This window comes from Micromonospora sp. NPDC004704 (assembly GCF_053601675.1).
Genome location: NZ_JBSGCD010000009.1, coordinates 139,146 through 157,385 on the forward strand (window position 1 = coordinate 139,146; position 18,240 = coordinate 157,385).

Here is an 18,240-nt window from a genome sequence, read left to right on the forward strand (position 1 = left end):
GCCGGTGTCCCACGATGTCGCCCCTCCGGCGGAGGGCACGGTGCAATCGACCAGCGAGGCCGACGGTGTCGGGTATCCCGTGGCCGGGTCCCCCAGCGGGCCGGCTCCGGCCGCGCCCGGTTCTCCCGTCCCCAGCGATGGGGGCGGTGAGGCCGAGCCGGTCGACGCCGCCACGGCGGCTGATCCGACCACCCGCGACGATTCCGGCAACGAAACCGGCGCCGGTGCTCCGACCGCATCCGGCACTGACGGCACGGGCACGCCCGCTGCCGGCAACGCCAGCACCCCGCCGGCCGACGGTGAAGGCCGTCCCGTCGCCGGCCCCGGCAGTTTGTCCGCCGGCCCTGGCAGTTTGTCCGCCGGCCCCCGCAGCCCGTCCGACGACTCAGGAGCCGCATCGGCACAAGGTCCCGACGGCGCCGCTCCGACCGCCGCAGCACCGGTCGCCCCGAGCACGCAGGCACCGGTTGCCCCGAGCGCCGCAGCACCCGTCGGCCCGAGCGCTACAGCACCCGTCGGCCCGAGCGCGGCTGCACCCGTTGCCGCGGTGGCCGTCGGCTCGATCAGGGAAAAGCCGATCGCTGTGGTGGCCGGTGACGATCCCGCCGCCGTGGTCCCGATCGCCGTCGCCCCGTCGGGCGCCGCGGTCAACGGTCTCGGCGCGCCCGCCACGCCCGTACCCCTCGGGGGTGTTGTGGTGCCGGTCGGCGCGGCCGGTCGGGTCATCACGACCGACGAGCCCGGCGCGGCCACGTCCAGCTTCGGTCTGGCCAGCGCGCCGACCGGGCGACGGGTTCGGGCCCGGCTGGCCCGGTTCAACGCTCCCTGGCAGACGCCGCAGGTGAGCGAGGTGCTCGAACCACTGATCGCCACCCACCGGGCCGCCCATCCCAAGATGGACCCCCGGATGTTGCAGCGCGCCTTCGACATGGCCGCCCGCTGGCACTCGGGGCAGTACCGCAAGTCCGGTGACCCGTACATCACCCACCCGCTCGCGGTCGCCACCATCCTGGCCAACCTCGGCATGGACACCACCACGCTGGTGGCGGCGCTGCTGCACGACACCATCGAGGACACCAACTACGGCCTCGACCAGATGCGGATCGACTTCGGGGCCGAGGTCGCCCTGCTGGTCGACGGGGTCACCAAGCTCGACAAGGTGAAGCTGGGTGACGCGGCCAAGGCCGAGACGATCCGCAAGATGGTCGTCGCGATGGCCAAGGACCCCCGGGTCCTGGTGATCAAGCTCGCGGACCGGCTGCACAACATGCGTACGCTGACCTTCCTGCCCCGCGCCAAGCAGGAGCAGAAGGCCAAGGAGACGCTGGAGATCCTTGCTCCGCTGGCGCACCGCCTGGGTATGAACACGATCAAGTGGGAGCTGGAGGATCTCGCCTTCGGTACCCTGTTCCCCAAGCGGTTCGAGGAAATCAACCGGCTGATCGGCGAGCACCAGCCGCAGCGGGAGGCGCTGCTGCGCCAGGTGACGCAGAAGGTCCAGGTCGACCTCAAGGCCGCCAAGATCAAGGCGGAGACGACCGGGCGGCCCAAGCACCTCTACTCGATCTACCAGAAGATGATCGTCCGGGGCCGGGACTTCAACGACATCTACGACCTGGTCGGGGTCCGGATCCTGGTCGAGACGGTGCGCGACTGCTACGCGGCACTCGGTGTGATCCACGCGAACTGGCAGCCCGTACCGGGCCGGTTCAAGGACTACATCGCGATGCCGAAGTTCAACATGTACCAGTCCCTGCACACCACCGTGATCGGCCCGAGCGGCAAGCCGGTGGAGATGCAGATCCGGACGTACGCGATGCACCGCACCGCCGAGTTCGGCATCGCCGCGCACTGGAAGTACAAGGAGCAGAAGGGCGCCACCGTCGTCGGCCCGCCGGCCAACATCGACGAGATGACCTGGCTGCGGCAACTCCTGGACTGGCAGCGGGAGGCGAGCGACCCGAGCGAGTTCCTGGACGCGCTCCGCTTCGACCTGTCCAGCCAGGAGGTGTACGTCTTCACGCCGAAGGGCGACGTGATCCCGCTGCCGACCGGCTCGACCCCGGTCGACTTCGCGTACGCGGTGCACACCGAGGTCGGCCACAAGTGCATCGGCGCCCGGGTCAACGGCAAGCTGGTGCCGCTGGAGTCGACGCTCTCCAACGGCGACGTGATCGAGATCTTCACCTCGAAGTCCGACACCGCCGGCCCGACCCAGGACTGGCTGGGCTTCGTCAAGAGCCCTCGGGCGCGGACGAAGATCCGTCAGTACTTCAACAAGGAGCGCCGCGAGGAGGCGATCGAGGCCGGCAAGGACGCGATCGTCAAGCAGATGCGCAAGCAGGGCATGCCGTTGCAGCGGATGCTCAGCTCGGACAACCTGATGGCGATCGCCCGGGACCTGCACCTGGCCGACGTCGCGTCGCTCTACGCGGCGGTCGGCGACAGCCAGGTCTCCGCCCAGTCGGTGGTGCAGCGGCTGATGGCCGGCTACGGCGGCGAGGAGGGCGCGGCGGAGGACATCGCCGAGACCGCCGTCGCCACCCGGCCGCCGCGCAGCCGTACGTCCAGCCACGACCCCGGTGTGGTGGTCCGTGGGGTCAGCGACGTGTGGATCAAGCTCGCCCGTTGCTGCACCCCGGTGCCGCCGGACTCGGTGTTCGGCTTCGTGACCCGCTCCGGCGGGGTGAGCGTGCACCGTGACGACTGCGCCAACGCCGAGGACCTGCGGGTCCAGGGGGAGCGGATCGTCGAGGTGAGCTGGAAGCTGACCTCGGCGTCGACCTTCCTGGTGGCGATCCAGGTGGAGGCGTTGGACCGGCACAAGTTGCTCGCCGACGTGACCCGGGTGCTCTCCGACGAGCGGGTGAACATCCTGTCCGCGACCGTCACCACCACCCGGGACAGGGTGGCGGTGAGCCGGTTCAGCTTCGAGATGGCCGACCCGAAGCACCTGGGGCACCTGCTGGCGGCCGTACGGAAGGTCGACGGTGTCTTCGACGCGTACCGGGTCACCTCCGGCGCCTGACCGGCACCACATCCGGCAACCAGGCACGGCACGGGAACAGCGGTAGAGACGAGTAAAGGGGCGGCCCGCCGTAGCGGGCCGCCCCTTTCGTTCGGTGGCGCTGGTGGCGGCTGGCTCAGCCGGCCACGGCGCTCATCGTCAGCGACTTGATCAGAACTTCCTTCTTCGGGTGGCCGCCGCCGGCCTGCTGGGCGAAGGCGCCGTCGTCGCCGGCCGCGCCGACCTCCTTGACCAGGTCCATCCCGCTGGTGACCGTACCCAGCACGGTGTAGGTCGCGTCGAGCTGCGAGTCACCGTAGACGATGAAGAACTGGCTGCCGCTGCTGCCGGGCTGGCCGGAGTTCGCCATCGCGATCACACCCGCCGGGTACGGCGGACGCTGCTCGGTCGGCAGGTTCTCCTCGGCCATCCGGTAGCTCGGTCCACCGGTGCCGTCGCTGTCCCGCCAGCCGGCGCCGGTGGCGCTCGGGTCGCCGCACTGGAGCACCTGGAGGCCCTCGGTGACCAACCGGTGGCACTTGGTGTTGTCGAAGAACTTCTTCTCCGCCAGGTGGGTGAAGCTGGCCGCGGTGCACGGGACCTTGGTCAGGTCGAGCTTGGCGGTGATCGGTCCGAGCCCGGTGTCGATGGTCATCGTCTGCGACCCGGTGTTCGGCGCCGCGACCGGCGGCAGCCCGACGTCCTTGGTCGTCGGCGTCCGCTGGTCGGCCGGGATGTCGGTCCAGGTGCACTGGGTCGAGCCGGCGCCGACCGGGGCCGCGTCGGTGGTCTTGTCGTCGCCGCCGAGGCTGGCGACCAGCCACACGGTGCCGGCGATGACCACTAGCAGACCCGCCCCGGCCGCGATGATCGTCTGCAGCTGACGGCGCTTGCGGGCAGCGCCGGCCCGCTGGGCCATCTCCCGTTCGAGCCGGGCCCGCGCCGCGGCGCGCTGCCGCTCTCTCGTGGACGTCACGGTGACTCCTCCTGGACTATCTGCGCTGCGGTGCTGCGTCCGCGGCTGGTGTCTGGGGCTTGGCTCAGGACTGCCCGGCCGCCGTCGGGCTGGCGGTCGGCGTCGCCGGTGGGGCGGCGGGCGGCGCGTCGGTGGCGACCTCGCCGACGGTCAGGCTCTGGATCACCACGTCGGTCTTCGGCTTGACCTTCTCGCCACTGCCATTGTCCACCAGTTCGGTGGTACCGATCTTCTGGATCACGTCGAGTCCGGCGCTGACCTTCCCGACGATCGGGTAGGTCGGGTCGGCCGGGTTGAAGTCCTTGAAGAAGACGAGGAACTGGCTGCCGTTGGCGCCCGGCGCGCTGCCGATCAGGGCGACCGTGCCGGCCGGGTAGAGCGGCGGCTCACCCGGTGCCGGGCTGGCCGACGGGCTCGGAGCCGGTGCGGACGGGACGTTCTCGCTGGTGAACGAGTAGGTCGGGCCGCCCTGCCCGGTGCCGCTCGGGTCGCCGCAGCGCAGGGCGCCCTCGGCGGTGATCTCGTGGCACGTGGTGTTGTCGTAGAACGACTGGCCGGCCAGGTGGGCGAAGCTCGCCCCGGCGCACGGCGCGTTGGCCAAGTCCAGGTCGACCGTCACCGGGCTGCCCTGGTTGGTCGTGATGGTCATCGGGCGGGTGCCGGCGGTCGGCAGCCCCGTGGTCGCCGGCTTGCCGACGTCCTTGAGGCTGCTGTTGCCCGCCGCGTCCTGCGGCGTCCAGGCGCAGATCTCGGGGGCCGCGGCCGGAGCCGGCTCGCGGTCGAACCCGCCGAGCGCCCAGACCGAGCCGAGTACGATCAGCGCCAGCGCGAGAGCCGCGCCGACCCCGGCCTGGATCTGTCGCCGACGACGGGCGGAGGCGGCTCGCCGAGCCATCTGCCGGTCGAGCTTGGCACGCGCCAACTTGCGCTGCCGGTCCCTGCTGGAAGCCACCCGCGCTCCTTTTCCCTCTACCCTGGTCGTGGCGGACGGCCACGTTCTCGCCGTCGGGCGTCAAGTGCGCCACGCCACACGCCCGCCAGAGTGTACGGCTATCGGCTGAGAATGTGGTGTACGAGGTGGCCGCTACGTGAATCTGTGCCTCCGGACCGTCCACCGCCGCCGTTCCGGACCGTTCTATCGGATATATCCCCCACGTCGGCCGACTCGACCGGCCTCGTCTGTGCCGTACGGCGCCCGGTGTCCGGGTCCGGTGCCGCCCCGATCGCCCACCCGTCCCCTCGCCGACCGTGTGTGCGGCGCGGCACGCGACCGGACGGGCGGATAGGCTGCGGGGGACGCCAACGTCTACGGGAGGGGAGCGGACGTGTTCGTCGCCGGGTTTCCCGCGGATGCCTTCGGCACCAACTGCTACGTGGTCGCGACCGCGCCGGGAGAGCAGTGTGTCGTGGTCGACCCGGGAATCGGAGTGGTCGACCGCCTCGACGAGCTACTCGCCGAGCACCGGTTGCAGCCGGCCGCCGTCCTGCTCACCCACGGCCATCTCGACCACGTCTTCTCCGTCGCACCCGTCTGCGGCGCCCGCGGGATCACCGCGTACGTGCACCCGGCCGACCTGGAACTGCTCGCCGACCCGAGCAAGGGAATCTCGATCGACCTGGAACAGCTCCTCGGCGGTCGGCTGCCGTACACCGAGCCGGACGACGTGGCCGAGCTGACCGACGGGGCGACCATGGCCCTCGCCGGGCTGGAGATCACCGTCGACCATGCACCCGGCCATACCGGCGGGTCGGTGATGTTCCGGTTGCCGGGGGCCGGCTCGCAGTGGGACGCGGATCAGATCTGCCTCTCCGGAGACGTCCTGTTCGCCGGTTCGATCGGTCGCACCGACCTGCCGGGCGGCAGCATGCCAGCCATGCTGACCAGCCTGCGGGACAAGGTCCTCCCGCTCGCCGACGACACCGTCGTCCTGCCCGGCCACGGACCCCGGACCACCATCGGCCGTGAGCGCGGGAGCAACCCGTACCTGCGTCAGGTCGCCTCGCCCGACGAAGCGCGACCGGCCGGTTCCCGCCGAGGCTGGTAAGTCCGCGCCTCGCGTCACCCAGATCCCGCCCGCGTGCCCCGCGGAAGTTCAAGGAGCATCATGAGCAAGCCCACGCCCATCTCCGGTTTTCCCGAGTGGGCCCCGCCGCAGCGGATGATCGAGCAGTACGTGGTCGGTCGGATCCAACGGACCTTCGAGTTGTACGGCTTCGCGCCGCTGGAGACCCGGTCGGTCGAGCCACTGGACCAGCTCCTGCGCAAGGGGGAGACCTCCAAGGAGGTCTACCTGCTGCGCCGGTTGCAGGAGGATCCGGGCGGTTCGAACAGTGACGACGCCCTGGGCCTGCACTTCGACCTGACCGTGCCGTTCGCCCGGTACGTGCTGGAGAACGCCGGCAAGTTGCAGTTCCCGTTCCGGCGCTACCAGATCCAGAAGGTGTGGCGGGGTGAGCGCCCGCAGGAGGGGCGCTACCGCGAGTTCCTCCAGGCCGACATCGACATCGTCGACCGGGACACCCTGCCGACGCACTACGAGGCCGAGTTGCCGCTGGTCATCGGCGACGCCCTCGGCGGCCTGCCGATCCCGCCGATCGTGATCCAGGTCAACAACCGCAAGGTCAGCGAGGGCTTCTACCGGGGGGTCGGGTTGACCGACCCGGCCGCCGCGCTGCGGGCGGTGGACAAGCTCGACAAGATCGGACCGGACCGGGTCGCCGCGTTGCTGGTCGAGACGGCGGGGGCGACCGAGGCGCAGGCCAAGGCGTGTCTCGCCCTGGCCGAGATCAGCGGTCCGGACGCCTCGTTCGCGGACGCGGTCCGGGCCCTCGGGGTGGAGCACCCGCTGCTCGACGAGGGGCTGGCCGAGCTGGTTACGGTGGTGGAGACGGCGGCTGCGCACTCGCCCGGTCTCTGCGTCGCCGACCTGCGCATCGCCCGTGGCCTGGACTACTACACCGGTACGGTCTACGAGACCCAGATGCGCGGCTACGAACGGTTCGGCTCGATCTGCTCCGGTGGCCGTTACGACAACCTGGCCACCGCCGGTTCGACCACCTTCCCCGGTGTGGGCATCTCGATCGGTGTGACCCGGCTGCTCGGCCTGCTCTTCGGCGCCGGTGAGCTGAACGTTTCCCGTTCGGTACCGACCTGCGTCCTGGTGGCACTGGGGGCCGAGGAGGACCGGTCGGCCGGTGACCGGATCGCGTCGGCGCTGCGCCGGCGCGGCATCGCCACCGAGGTCTCACCGTCCGCGGCGAAGTACGGCAAGCAGATCCGGTACGCCGAGCGGCGCGGGATCCCGTACGTGTGGTTCCCGGGTGCGGAGGGGGCGGTGGACGAGGTGAAGGACATCCGCTCGGGCGAGCAGGTGCCGGCGACCCCGGACGACTGGACGCCGCCGGTCGAGGACCTGCGTCCCCTGGTCAGCTGACCGTCGGGCGGCCCGAGCGCGGCTCGGGCGATCCGGGTGGGCGAGCGATCCGGCTGGGCGGGCGGACTGGCGCTGCGGTCCGGCTTGACCTACGGTAGCGTAACTTACGCCACCGTAGGGAGAGCCTGTGACTGCCGCCATCACCCGTCCGCTCAGCCAGACCGCGCTGTTAACCGAGCTGGACTCCGTCGTCGCCCAGAACCTCGACCGGCACCTCGCGGTCGCCAAGGAGTGGTTCCCGCACGAGTACGTGCCGTGGAGCGACGGGCGTACGTTCGACGGGCTGCTCGGTGGTGAGGCCTGGTCCCCGGAGGACTTCGAGCTTCCCGAGGTGGCCCGGACCGCGCTGGTGGTCAACCTGCTCACCGAGGACAACCTGCCCTCGTACCACCACGAGATCGCGACGCTGTTCGGTCGCGACGGCGCCTGGGGGACCTGGGTGCACCGGTGGACCGCCGAGGAGGGTCGCCACGGTGTGGCGATCCGCGACTACCTGACCGTCACCCGGGCGGTCGACCCGGTGGCGTTGGAGCGGGCCCGGATGGTCCACATGTCCACCGGGTACACCAACGCCCACTCCAACGAGGTCCTGCACTCGTTGGCGTACGTGTCGTTCCAGGAACTCGCCACCCGGATCTCGCACCGCAACACCGGCCGGGTCACCGGCGACCCGCTCTGCGAGCAGTTGCTCGCCCGGGTCGCGGCCGACGAGAACCTGCACATGATCTTCTACCGCAACCTGCTCAACGCCGCGTTCGAGCTGTCACCGAGCCAGGCGATGCGGGCGGTGGCGGACGTGGCGGCCGACTTCGCGATGCCGGGCAACGGCATCGACGGCTTCGCCCGCAAGTCGGTGGCGATCGCCCTGGCCGGCATCTACGACCTGCGTCAGCACCGCGACGAGGTGCTGGTGCCGGTGCTGCGCCAGTGGGACGTCTGGAACCGTACCGGCCTGGACGCCGACGGCGAGGCCGCCCGCGAGCAGCTCGGCGCGCAACTGGAGGAGCTGGACAAGGCGGCGTCCCGGTTCGAGGAGAAGCGCGACGCCCGGGCCGCCCGCCTCGCCGCCCGCTGACCACTGACCGCGAAGGGCCCCGCTCCGGCGCGGAGAGGGGCCCTCACGTCGATCACTACTCGGTACGCAGCCCGTCCGGGCGCATCAGCCGCCAGAGCGCCGGCAGGCTGAGTACGGTCACCAGCAGCACCACCCCGGCGGCCACGCCGGAGAGCTGGGCCAGGATCACCCAGTTGACCCGTACGGGGCCCTGCACCACCCGTTGCAGGGCCGCACCCAGGGCGGTGCCGAGCAGGGCGGCCAGGGCCAGTCCGAGCGTCACCGGCACGGCGGTCTGGAAGAGCACCGACCAGGTCATCGTGCTGCGTCGGGTGCCGAACGCGACCAGCACGGCGAGCAGCCGGCGCCGCTCCCGCAACTGCTCCAGCGTGGTGACCAGCAGACTCGCGCCGAGCAGCAGCATGACCGCCACCACCCCGATGAACAGCCCCCGGCGGATGTCGCGGAACGTGGTGTCCTCCGTCGAGGATCGCAGCGGCCAGATGTCGATCAGAGGGCTGATGCCCGCCGCGGTGTTGCGTACGCGCTCGACCGCGTCCGGCGCCGCCGGGTCCAGCCCCACGTAGACGAGCATGTTCTGGTTCGGGACGGCGGCCATGTCCACCGCCCCGGGGGTGGCCAGCACCCCGGCGTGCAGGGCGCCGTCCGGCGAGGGCCGGGGCGACACCACCCGCAGGGCGGGTACGGTCCACGGTCGGCCGGGTGTGCTGCCCTCGTACGGCGAACCGACCTCGACCCGTTGTCCGGGGGTGGGCAGCGGGCCGGAGAGCTGGTCGGGGATGTCGACGGCGAACGTGTCCCCGTCGGCGCAGTCGCCCACGGCGGCCAGTTCGGCCAGGGCGGCGCAGTCGCCGACGAACAGCGGCCACCGCTGGCGCTCCCCGTCCGGACCGGCCGGTCCCTCGGTCAGCGCGATGCCGGTCCGCTCGACGTGGAACACCGACCGGACGCCGGTGGTGGTGTGCAGCCGTTCGGCGATGGTCGCGGGGTTGGCGCCGTTGGTGCTGTCCAGCGGGATGGTGGCGGTCATGGTGGCGCGGTCGGGATCCGCACCGGTCCGGACCTGGTAGTCGGGCGAGATGCCGGAGAAGAGCATCTGCAGCGCGATCCCACCGGCGACCGCGACCGCCACTCCGTTGACCATCCGGGCGGAGGCGGCGCTGTCGAGCTGCAACCGCCGGGTGGCGAGCTGCCAGGAGACGCCGCCACCGCGCAGCCGGCCCACGACCGCCTCGACCAGCCAGGGCAGGACCGTGGTGACCCCGCCGAGCAGGAGCACCACGCCGACGGTGATCTGTGCCTGGTTGGCCGGCTCCCCGGTCTGGCTGACCCGGCCGAAGAGGGGGAGGAGCAGCGCGGCGCCGACGACGGGCATGATCAGCCGCCACCAGAGCCGCCGTCGGGTGCCGGCTGCCCGGCGGACCACGCCGAGCGGCTCGATCACCACCCGGCGCAGGGCGAGCAGCGCCACCGCCACCGCCGTGACCGGTACGCCGAGCAGGATCAGTACGGCCAGCGCCGGGTCCGGTCGGACGTCGGACGGGAAGACGCTGATCTCGCGCAGCGAGACGAAAGTGACGAGCTGCCGCCCGGCGAGGAAGAACAGCGCCCCGGCGGCCAGCCCGAGCAGGGCGCTGACCAGCGACTCCCCGGCCGCGATCCGGGTTGCCATCCGTCGGTCGGCGCCGACCAGGCGCAGTGCCGCCAGCCGACGGTCCCGGTGTTCGCCGCCGAACCGCACGGTGGTGCCGATGAACACGGCGATCGGCAGCAGCAGCACTACCAGGATGATCGCCACCAGCAGCAGCAGGACGGGGTCGAGGCCCTCGTTGGTGCTCGGTTCGCCGAAGTGGTCGATTCGGAGCACGGCGGACTGTTCCGGCGTGAGCTGGTCGCTGCCGAGGTAGAAGGCGTACTCGCGGGGGCCGGTCAGGCCCGGGTCGCCGATGGTGCCGACGACCGGGTGGTCGAGCCGGGGCCGGAGCAGGGCACCCTCGGGCGAGGCGAGCAGGTCGGCCAGGGCGGGGGAGACGACGATCTCGCCCGGTCGGGGCAGCCGGTGAAGGCCCGGCGGCACCGGTGCGTCCGGCCCCTCCGGTTGTAACACCCGGCCCCGGATGGAGCGCTCGCCGTAGGTGGTGTTGAACGGGCCGACCAGCATGGTGTTCGCGGCGGCGGCGGTCAGCTCCTCCCCGTACGACTGGTCGTCGCGGGCGTCGCCGCGCGCGGACCGGTCGTCGAGCATGTTCGGGATGGAGACGGCCACCAGGAGCAGCGACACGCCCAGGCCGACGCCGACCGCGGCCAGTACGGTCCGGAGCAGTCCCTCCCTGCCCCCCACGAACACCATCCGGGCGCCGAGCAGCAGGTCGTCGCGCCAGCGGACGGGGCCGGACCGGCTGCTCACGGCGCCACCAGTTCGAGGTCGCGGGCGCGGCCGTCGCGGACCACCACCTCACGATCGGAGTACGCGGCCACCCGTGGCTCGTGGGTGACCAGCACCACCGCCGCCCCGCTTTGCTTGGCGGCCTCGGTGAGCAGCCGCATCACCCGTTCGCCGTTGAGCGAGTCCAGCGCCCCGGTCGGCTCGTCGGCGAAGACCACCCGGGGTGCGGTGACCAGTGCCCGGCCCACCGCCACCCGCTGGCCCTGCCCGCCGGAGACCTCACCCGGCCGCTTGCCGGCCACGTCGGTCACCTCGAGCCGTTCCAGCCACTCCGCCGCCCGCCGTTCGGCCTCCCGGCGCCGGACCCCGTCCAGCCGCAGCGGCAGGGCCACGTTCTCCAGGCAGGTCAGCTCGGGTACGAGCTGGCCGAACTGGAAGACGAACCCGAACTCGCCCCGGCGCAACGCACTGCGCTCGCCGTCGGACATCGCGGACAACTCCCGGTCCCGGTAGCGGACCTGGCCGGAGTCGGGTGTGACGATGCCGGCCAGGCAGTGCAGCAGTGTCGACTTGCCGGAGCCCGACGCACCCATCACGGCCACCACCTCGCCGGCCCGTACGGTGATCGACGCCCCGTCCAGGGCGGGGGTCGGCCCGTACCGTTTGTGCAGGTCGAGCCCGAGTAGCAGGGGTTCGCCGGGGCCGGGCTTCGGGGTGTCGGTGGTCATGTCCTTCTCCTGTCCCGGGTCGGGCGTCACTTGCGCACCGTCGCGGCGAGCTGGTCGAGCCGGGCGGTGGTCAGCTCCAGCCAGCGCAGGTCGGCTTCCAGGTGGAACAGGGCGTGGTCGCAGATGAGCTGGTCGGCCAGGTCGCCGTTGAGTTTGCGTACGGTCAGCTCGCGCATCAGGCGCAGGTGTTCGGCCCGCTGTACGTCCAGGATCTCGGCCGCGTTCCGCTCGGTCAGCAGGGCGAGCAGGACCTTCGTGTAGAGGGTGCTCTGGAGGTAGAGATCGGGCTTCTCGGGGCTGGCCAGCCAGCTCTGTACGTCGGTCACCCCGGCCGTGGTGACCGCGTACCGCTTGCGTTCGGGGCCTTCGCCCGGTTCGACGCCGTCGACCTCGACCAGGCCGCTCTTCAGCAGCCGGGCCAGGGTCGAGTAGACCTGCCCGTAGTGCAGGGGTCGGCCGTGTCCGAAGCGTTCGTCGTAGGCCCGCTTGAGGTCGTAACCGTGGCGGGGGCGGGACTCCAGGAGTCCGAGGAAGGTCTGCCCGATTGACATGCGGAGCACTCTACATGAGGGTGTATACCCGTGATGTATAGCCCCTGACCAGGGCGGTGGCGAGCCCTCACCTGCTGCTCCGGATGGCTGTGAGGGGCCGTTAACATTTACGACATCGATGTACTCAGATACTTGAAATCCCTCGTCCCTACGGTGGCGGGCACTCTGACATCGACTCGAGGGAGCCCCGGATGGCACGAGGTTTGCGCAACCGGCTAGCCGTTCTCTGTATATTGTCGACATTTTTGCTGACCACGGGCTGCGTCGAGGATCCCGGCAGCTCAGCCGGGGGATCGGACACCATCAAGGTCGGCATCCTGCACTCGCTCAGCGGCACGATGGCGATCAGCGAGGTCACCGTCCGGGACGCCGAGCTGCTCGCCATCGAGGAGATCAACGCCGCCGGTGGCGTACTCGGCAAGAAGATCGAGCCGGTGGTCGAGGACGGCGCGTCGGACTGGCCCACCTTCGCCGAGAAGGCACAGAAGCTGATCTCGCAGGACAAGGTCGCCACCGTCTTCGGTGGCTGGACCTCGGCCAGCCGCAAGGCGATGCTCCCGGTCTTCGAGCGCAACAAGGCGCTGCTCTGGTACCCGGTCCAGTACGAGGGCCTCGAAAGCTCGCCGTACATCTTCTACACCGGGGCCACCACCAACCAGCAGATCGTGCCCGGTCTGGACTACCTCGCCGAACAGGGCAAGAAGAAGATCTTCCTGGTCGGCAGCGACTACGTGTTCCCGCGTACCGCTAACAAGATCATCAAGGCGTACGCGGCCGCGAACGGGATGCAGGTCCTCGGCGAGGAGTACACCCCGCTGGGCCACACCGAGTACAGCACCGTGGTCAACAAGCTCCAGCAGGCCAAGCCGGACGCCGTCTTCAACACCCTCAACGGGGACAGCAACGTCGCCTTCTTCAAGCAGCTGCGCAGCGCCGGCATCACCGCCCAGACCATGCCCACGGTCTCGGTCAGCGTCGCCGAGGAGGAGGTCGTCGGCATCGGCGCGGACAACGTCGCCGGACACCTGGTCGCCTGGAACTACTACCAGACCACGGCCGGCGCCCGTAACGACACCTTCGTCAAGGCGTTCAAGGCCAAGTACGGCGCCAACAAGGTCACCTCCGACCCGATGGAGGCCGGCTACAACGCCGTCCACCTCTGGGCCGAGGCGGTCAAGAAGGCCGGCAGCGTCGACGTCGCGGCGGTCAAGCAGGCGGCCGGCGGGATCACCCTCGACGCCCCCGAGGGCACCGTCACCATCGACGGCGAGAACCAGCACGTCTTCAAGACCGCCAGGATCGGTCTGGTCCAGCCCGACGGGCAGATCAAGGAGGTCTGGAACTCCGGCAAGCCGATCAAGCCCGATCCGTACCTCAAGGGCTATCCGTGGGCGAGCGGGCTGTCCTGACCGGCGGCGACGGGAGGAGGAGTCACCGGTGGCGACACTCAACCAACTGGTCATCGGCGCGAGCATCGGCGCGGTCCTGCTGCTGATCGCGCTCGGGCTGACCTTCACGTTCGGCCAGATGGGCGTCATCAACATGGCGCACGGCGAGTTCATCATGGCCGGGGCGTACACCGCGTACCTGCTGCAACCGGTGTTCGGGGCGCAGGCCGTCCCGGCCGCCATCCCGGTCGCGTTCCTGGTCGGCGGGGTGCTCGGGCTGATCCTGGAACGGCTGGCGATCCGGCACTTCTACGGCCGCCCGCTGGACACCCTGCTGCTCACCTGGGGGGTCAGCCTGGTCCTGCAACAGGTGGCCCGGGACATCTTCGGCGCCCCCAACGTCCAGGTACGCGCACCCGGCTGGCTCACCGGCGGCCTGGACCTCGGCGGCGTACGGCTGCCGTACAACCGGATCTTCATCATGCTGCTCGCCGCCGCCTGCGTGTTCGGCATCTGGGCCTACCTGACCAAGCTCCGGCACGGCCGGCGGATGCGCGCGGTGATGCAGAATCGGCAGCTCGCCGCGGTCAGCGGCGTCGCCACCGGCCGGGTCGACCAGCTCACCTTCTTCATCGGGTCGGGTCTGGCCGGGGTCGCCGGGGTGGCGCTCACCCTGATCGGCCCGGTCGGACCGACCCTCGGCACCAACTACATCGTCGACGCGTTCCTGGTCGTGGTGGCCGGCGGACTCGGGCAACTGCGCGGAGCGGTGATCGCCGCGTTCGCGCTCGGCATCCTGAACAGCTTCGTCGAGTTCTGGGTCGACAACGGCGCCAGCTTCGCCAAGGTGGTGCTGTTCGCCGTGATCATCGCCTTCCTCCAGTTCCGGCCGCAGGGCATGTTCGTGGTCCGGACCAGGGGGCTGGCATGAGCGCCCCGCAGGTCGCCGCCGCCGGCAGGTGGCGGGGCCGGGTCGCCGGACCGGTGCTCTTCCTCGTGGTGGCCCTGCTGTTCCTGGCCGCGCCGAACCTGCTCTCGCCGTTCCGGCTGGACCTGCTCGGCAAGTACCTCTGCTTCGCCATCGTCGCCGTCGGGATCGCCCTGGCCTGGGGGCGGGGCGGCATGCTCACCCTCGGCCAGGGCGTCTTCTTCGGCCTCGGCGGCTACGCCATGGGCATGCACCTCAAACTGCGCGAGGCCGGACCGGGCGGGCTGCCCGACTTCATGGTCTGGAGCGGGGTGGAGAGCCTGCCGGCGATCTGGCGACCGTTCGCCAACCCGGTCTTCGCCCTCGCCATGGCGGTGCTGCTGCCGGTGACCGTGGCGGTCCTGCTCGGCCTGCTGGTCTTCCGCCAGCGGGTACGGGGCGCCTACTTCGCCGTACTGTCCCAGGCGCTCGCGGCGGCGTTTGTCATCCTGCTCGTCGGCCAGCAGGGCCTGACCGGCGGCACCAACGGGTTGACCAACTTCCAGTTCTTCTTCGGCCTCGACCTCTACGACCCGGCCGACAAACGCCTGCTCTACCTGGTCGTGGTGCTGGTGCTCGGGGTGACGTTCCTGATCGCCTGGCAGCTCAGCCACAGCCGGTTCGGCAAACTCCTGGTCGCGATCCGCGACGGCGAGGACCGGGTACGTTTCCTCGGCTACGACCCGGCCGTGGTCAAGACCATCACGTTCGCCATCTCGGCCGGCATGGCCGGGCTCGCCGGTGCCCTGTTCGTGCCCATGGTCGGCCTGCTCAGCCCGGCCAACCTCGGCATCGTCGCCTCCCTCGAACTCCTCGTCGGGGTGGCCATCGGCGGTCGCTACTCGCTCGCCGGGGCGGTCGGCGGGGCGCTGCTGGTCAACTACGCCAAGACGGTCTTCAGTGAGGAGTCCGCCGACAACTGGATCTACCTACAGGGCGCCATGTTCATCGCGGTGATGATCTGGGCACCGCGCGGACTCGCCGGACTCCTCGCCGACGGACGGGCGGTGGTGCGCCGCCGCAGGCGTACCCGATCGACGGTCGCGCCCGACCAGCCGGCGGGGGCCGCGGACCCGCCGGTGGCGACCACGCCGGCCGCCTCGGCGCCCGAGCCGAGCGAGGTGGCGAGATGACCGAACTGCTCCGGGTACGCGGGCTGAACGTCACCTTCTCCGGGTTCCGGGCCATCACCGATCTCGACTTCACCGTCGCCGCCGGTGAGCTGCGTTTCCTGATCGGGCCCAACGGTGCCGGCAAGACCACCCTGATCGACGTCATCACCGGGCTGACCAGACCCGCCTCCGGCTCGGTCACCTTCGACGGCACCGAACTGGTCGGCCGGCGCGAGCACCGGATCGTCCGGCTCGGCGTCGGGCGCACCTTCCAGACCTCGGTGGTCTTCGAGGAACTGTCGGTGCTGGAGAACCTCGACCTCGCGGCCAGCTTCCGGCGCCCGCTCGGCGCCCTGCTGCGCCGTCGCCGGGGCACCTCCGACGAGGTCGCCGCGGCACTGGAGACCACCGGGCTGACCGCGCTCGCGGACCGCCCCGCCGGGGTCCTCTCGCACGGCCAGCGGCAGTGGCTGGAGATCGGGATGCTGGTCGTCCAGCGGCCCAGCCTGCTGCTGCTGGACGAGCCGGTGGCCGGGATGAGCCGGCCGGAACGGGAACGTACCGGCGAACTGCTCCAGGAGGTCGCCCGGGAACACACCGTGATCGTGATCGAGCACGACATGGAGTTCCTGCGCCGGTTCGCCAGCACGGTCAGCGTCCTGCACGAGGGGCGGCTGCTCTGCGAGGGAACGGTGGCACAGGTCCAGGCCGACCCGCGGGTGCAGGAGGTCTACCTCGGCCGGACCCGCAAGGAGAGCACCGAGCTGATCAAGGAGGCGGGTTAGTTGCTGCGGGTGTCGGGACTGGACGTCGCGTACGGCCGGGCGCAGGCCCTGTTCGGGGTGGACCTGTGGGCCCCCGGCGGCTCACTGGTCTGCGTGATGGGACGCAACGGGGTCGGCAAGACCACCCTCCTCAAGGCGATCATGGGTGTGCTGCCGGCGAAGAAGGGCAGAATCGAGTTCGGTGACCGGGACATCACCCGCCTCAAGACCCACGAGCGGGTACGCCTCGGCCTCGGTTACGTGCCGCAGGGGCACGAGACCTTCCCCCAGCTCACCGTCTGGGAGAACCTCCAGGTGGCGCTGGAGGCGTCACCCGGTGGCGGCGACAGGAGCGCGGTGGACGAGGCGCTGGACCTCTTCCCGGCCCTGCCGCCGCTGCTGCGCCGCCGGGCCGGTTTCCTCTCCGGCGGACAGCAACAGCAACTCGCCATCGCCCGGGCCCTGGTCACCCGCCCGAAGATGCTGCTGCTCGACGAGCCCACCGAGGGCATCCAACCGTCGATCATCCTGGAGATCGAGGCCGCGATCGAGCGGCTGCACAGCGAACTGGGACTGGCGATCCTGCTGGTCGAGCAGTACCTCGAACTCGCCCTGCGGATCGCGGACCGGTTCGTCATCCTCGACGCGGGCGAGGTGGCCCGCTCAGGCGAGCGCGCCGACCTCCAGGACGAGTCGGTGCACCGCCTGCTCGCCGTCTGACCCGTACGGGGCGGCCGTCCGCACGGTCGGCCGCCCCGGACCGGGAACCTGCTACCAGCCGAAGCCGGCGGCGTACGTGACGTTCGCCAGGACCTGCTGACCGGTGGCGTTCGGGTGGAAGTAGTCCCAGCTCGAAAGCTGGTTCAGCGCGAACGGATAGTTGAACACCGCGTTGTTGTCGAACTTGCAGTTGGCGCCGTACGCGGCACAGGCGGCGGCGAGCTGGGTGTTGTAGTCGACCACGCGCTGGCGTACCCGGTTGCGCCGGTCGACGTCGGCCTGCGCGTTCGAGGTCGGGTTCGCCAGCATCGACTGGCAGATGCCGAACAGCGACCACGCCGTACGGGCACTGCCGCTGCCCCGGCCCACCGACCAGAGCCGCTGGATGTCCGGCACGCTGATCACGTACACCCGGGCACCGGGCAGGCCGGACTTCAGCCGGTTCAGCCCGGCGTCGACGTTCGCCCGGAAGGTGCCGACCGGGGTCATGCTCGACTCCGAACCGGTACAGGCGTCGTTGGCGCCGATCAGCACGGTGACGTACTGGACCCCACGGGAGACCGCGCTGTTGGCCTGACCGGCGAGGTCAGCGGAGTCGGCGCCGGTCTGCGAGTCGTTGTAGTTGCGCCCGTTGATGGCCGGGTTCACGGCCCGGATCCGCAGGTAGTGGGGGTTCACCGACGAGTTGTCGCCGGTGCTGAACGACCGCGAGGTGCAGTCGACGTACCAGCCGCAGGCGTTGAAGCCGCGGGTGATCGAATCGCCCAGGCTGGACATCGAACCGGGCGGGGGACCGGGGGCTGCGGCGGCGGGGACGGCGCCGACGACAACCGAACCGATCAGTACGGCAAGAGCGGTGAGCAGGGGCAGGGTGCGCCGGGATAGGGACATGGGGGCCTCCGGATCACGGGTGCCTGGCGGTGGTGGTGCTGGGTGCCGGGAATCATATAGACGTCCATCGCTGCACACAATGTGTCGGCGACACCCTCGGCCTGCTCGTGAAGTGGTGATCCAGCCTCTGGGGCTGCGGTGGTCCGGTCCTTGGGCGGCGGTGATCCGGCCCCTCGGGCGGTGGTGATTAAGCCCCTCGGGCGGCGGTGGTCGGGTGGCTCAGTCTCGCGGGTGGTGCTCG

The 18,240-nt window shown here is 70.7% G+C and carries 15 protein-coding genes; 9 read left to right on the plus strand and 6 right to left on the minus strand.

The window, feature by feature from the left end; all coding sequences use genetic code 11:
- Positions 1-583 precede the first annotated feature (583 nt).
- Positions 584-3,028, plus strand: a complete 2,445-nt coding sequence (locus tag ACWEFB_RS15420; protein WP_326562959.1) for a RelA/SpoT family protein — start codon at positions 584-586, stop codon at positions 3,026-3,028.
- A 115-nt stretch (positions 3,029-3,143) separates the two neighbouring features.
- Here the strand turns inward: ACWEFB_RS15420 and ACWEFB_RS15425 are convergent, their stop codons facing one another.
- The gene (locus ACWEFB_RS15425) at positions 3,144-3,983 is read right to left on the minus strand and encodes a peptidylprolyl isomerase (RefSeq protein WP_326559507.1); all 840 of its coding nucleotides are present in this window, start codon (positions 3,981-3,983) and stop codon (positions 3,144-3,146) included.
- 64 nt (positions 3,984-4,047) lie between these two features.
- Positions 4,048-4,935, minus strand: coding sequence for a peptidylprolyl isomerase (locus ACWEFB_RS15430; RefSeq protein ID WP_452285864.1), 888 nt, complete (start codon positions 4,933-4,935; stop codon positions 4,048-4,050).
- Between the two features lie 373 nt (positions 4,936-5,308).
- On the opposite strand from ACWEFB_RS15430, the gene ACWEFB_RS15435 reads away from it, so the two are divergent.
- From ACWEFB_RS15435 to ACWEFB_RS15445, 3 genes are all read left to right on the plus strand, one after another.
- Positions 5,309-6,028, plus strand: coding sequence for an MBL fold metallo-hydrolase (locus ACWEFB_RS15435; protein WP_452285865.1), 720 nt, complete (start codon positions 5,309-5,311; stop codon positions 6,026-6,028).
- Between the two features lie 60 nt (positions 6,029-6,088).
- Positions 6,089-7,417 carry a histidine--tRNA ligase gene (gene hisS, locus ACWEFB_RS15440; RefSeq protein WP_452285867.1) on the plus strand — a complete coding sequence of 443 codons (1,329 nt, stop codon included), beginning with the start codon at positions 6,089-6,091 and terminating at the stop codon, positions 7,415-7,417.
- Positions 7,418-7,544: 127 nt separating this feature from the next.
- Positions 7,545-8,492, plus strand: coding sequence for an acyl-ACP desaturase (locus ACWEFB_RS15445; RefSeq protein WP_452285869.1), 948 nt, complete (start codon positions 7,545-7,547; stop codon positions 8,490-8,492).
- Between the two features lie 55 nt (positions 8,493-8,547).
- Here the strand turns inward: ACWEFB_RS15445 and ACWEFB_RS15450 are convergent, their stop codons facing one another.
- From ACWEFB_RS15450 to ACWEFB_RS15460, 3 genes are read right to left on the minus strand one after another with little or no spacing between them, the layout of a single operon-like run.
- On the minus strand, positions 8,548-10,899 hold the full coding sequence (locus tag ACWEFB_RS15450) for an FtsX-like permease family protein (protein ID WP_452285871.1): 2,352 nt from the start codon (positions 10,897-10,899) through the stop codon (positions 8,548-8,550).
- Positions 10,896-11,606 carry an ABC transporter ATP-binding protein gene (locus ACWEFB_RS15455; protein WP_452285873.1) on the minus strand — a complete coding sequence of 237 codons (711 nt, stop codon included), beginning with the start codon at positions 11,604-11,606 and terminating at the stop codon, positions 10,896-10,898. Before ACWEFB_RS15455 ends, ACWEFB_RS15450 begins: the two co-directional genes overlap by 4 nt.
- A 26-nt stretch (positions 11,607-11,632) precedes the next feature.
- Positions 11,633-12,157: a PadR family transcriptional regulator gene (locus ACWEFB_RS15460; protein WP_326559500.1), complete on the minus strand. Its 525-nt coding sequence runs from the start codon at positions 12,155-12,157 to the stop codon at positions 11,633-11,635.
- Positions 12,158-12,402: 245 nt separating this feature from the next.
- Between ACWEFB_RS15460 and urtA the strand changes: the two genes are divergently transcribed.
- The 5 genes from urtA to urtE are packed head-to-tail and all read left to right on the plus strand — an operon-like array spanning position 12,403 to position 17,108.
- On the plus strand, positions 12,403-13,566 hold the full coding sequence (urtA, locus tag ACWEFB_RS15465) for an urea ABC transporter substrate-binding protein (RefSeq protein WP_326559499.1): 1,164 nt from the start codon (positions 12,403-12,405) through the stop codon (positions 13,564-13,566).
- Between the two features lie 28 nt (positions 13,567-13,594).
- On the plus strand, positions 13,595-14,476 hold the full coding sequence (urtB, locus tag ACWEFB_RS15470; RefSeq protein WP_452285876.1) for an urea ABC transporter permease subunit UrtB: 882 nt from the start codon (positions 13,595-13,597) through the stop codon (positions 14,474-14,476).
- Positions 14,473-15,645 (plus strand): urea ABC transporter permease subunit UrtC, encoded by a 1,173-nt coding sequence (gene urtC, locus ACWEFB_RS15475; RefSeq protein WP_452285878.1) that lies wholly within the window; start codon positions 14,473-14,475, stop codon positions 15,643-15,645. Before urtB ends, urtC begins: the two co-directional genes overlap by 4 nt.
- Positions 15,642-16,409, plus strand: coding sequence for an urea ABC transporter ATP-binding protein UrtD (gene urtD / locus ACWEFB_RS15480; protein ID WP_452285880.1), 768 nt, complete (start codon positions 15,642-15,644; stop codon positions 16,407-16,409). The genes urtC and urtD overlap by 4 nt, the downstream gene beginning before the upstream one ends.
- Positions 16,410-16,418: 9 nt before the next feature.
- Complete coding sequence (gene urtE, locus ACWEFB_RS15485) at positions 16,419-17,108, plus strand: urea ABC transporter ATP-binding subunit UrtE (RefSeq protein WP_452286050.1); 690 nt, start codon at positions 16,419-16,421, stop codon at positions 17,106-17,108.
- Positions 17,109-17,159: 51 nt separating this feature from the next.
- On the opposite strand, the gene ACWEFB_RS15490 is transcribed toward urtE, so the two are convergent.
- On the minus strand, positions 17,160-17,999 hold the full coding sequence (locus ACWEFB_RS15490) for an SGNH/GDSL hydrolase family protein (protein ID WP_452285882.1): 840 nt from the start codon (positions 17,997-17,999) through the stop codon (positions 17,160-17,162).
- Between the last annotated feature and the right edge of the window lie 241 nt (positions 18,000-18,240).

Coding starts and splice junctions, on each gene's coding strand:
- hisS (WP_452285867.1), top strand. CDS start 6,089: ATGAGCAAGCCCACGCCCATCTCCGGTTTTCCCGAGTGGGCCCCGCCG.
- ACWEFB_RS15455 (WP_452285873.1), bottom strand. CDS start 11,606: ATGACCACCGACACCCCGAAGCCCGGCCCCGGCGAACCCCTGCTACTC.
- ACWEFB_RS15460 (WP_326559500.1), bottom strand. CDS start 12,157: ATGTCAATCGGGCAGACCTTCCTCGGACTCCTGGAGTCCCGCCCCCGC.
- urtC (WP_452285878.1), top strand. CDS start 14,473: ATGAGCGCCCCGCAGGTCGCCGCCGCCGGCAGGTGGCGGGGCCGGGTC.
- urtD (WP_452285880.1), top strand. CDS start 15,642: ATGACCGAACTGCTCCGGGTACGCGGGCTGAACGTCACCTTCTCCGGG.
- ACWEFB_RS15490 (WP_452285882.1), bottom strand. CDS start 17,999: ATGTCCCTATCCCGGCGCACCCTGCCCCTGCTCACCGCTCTTGCCGTA.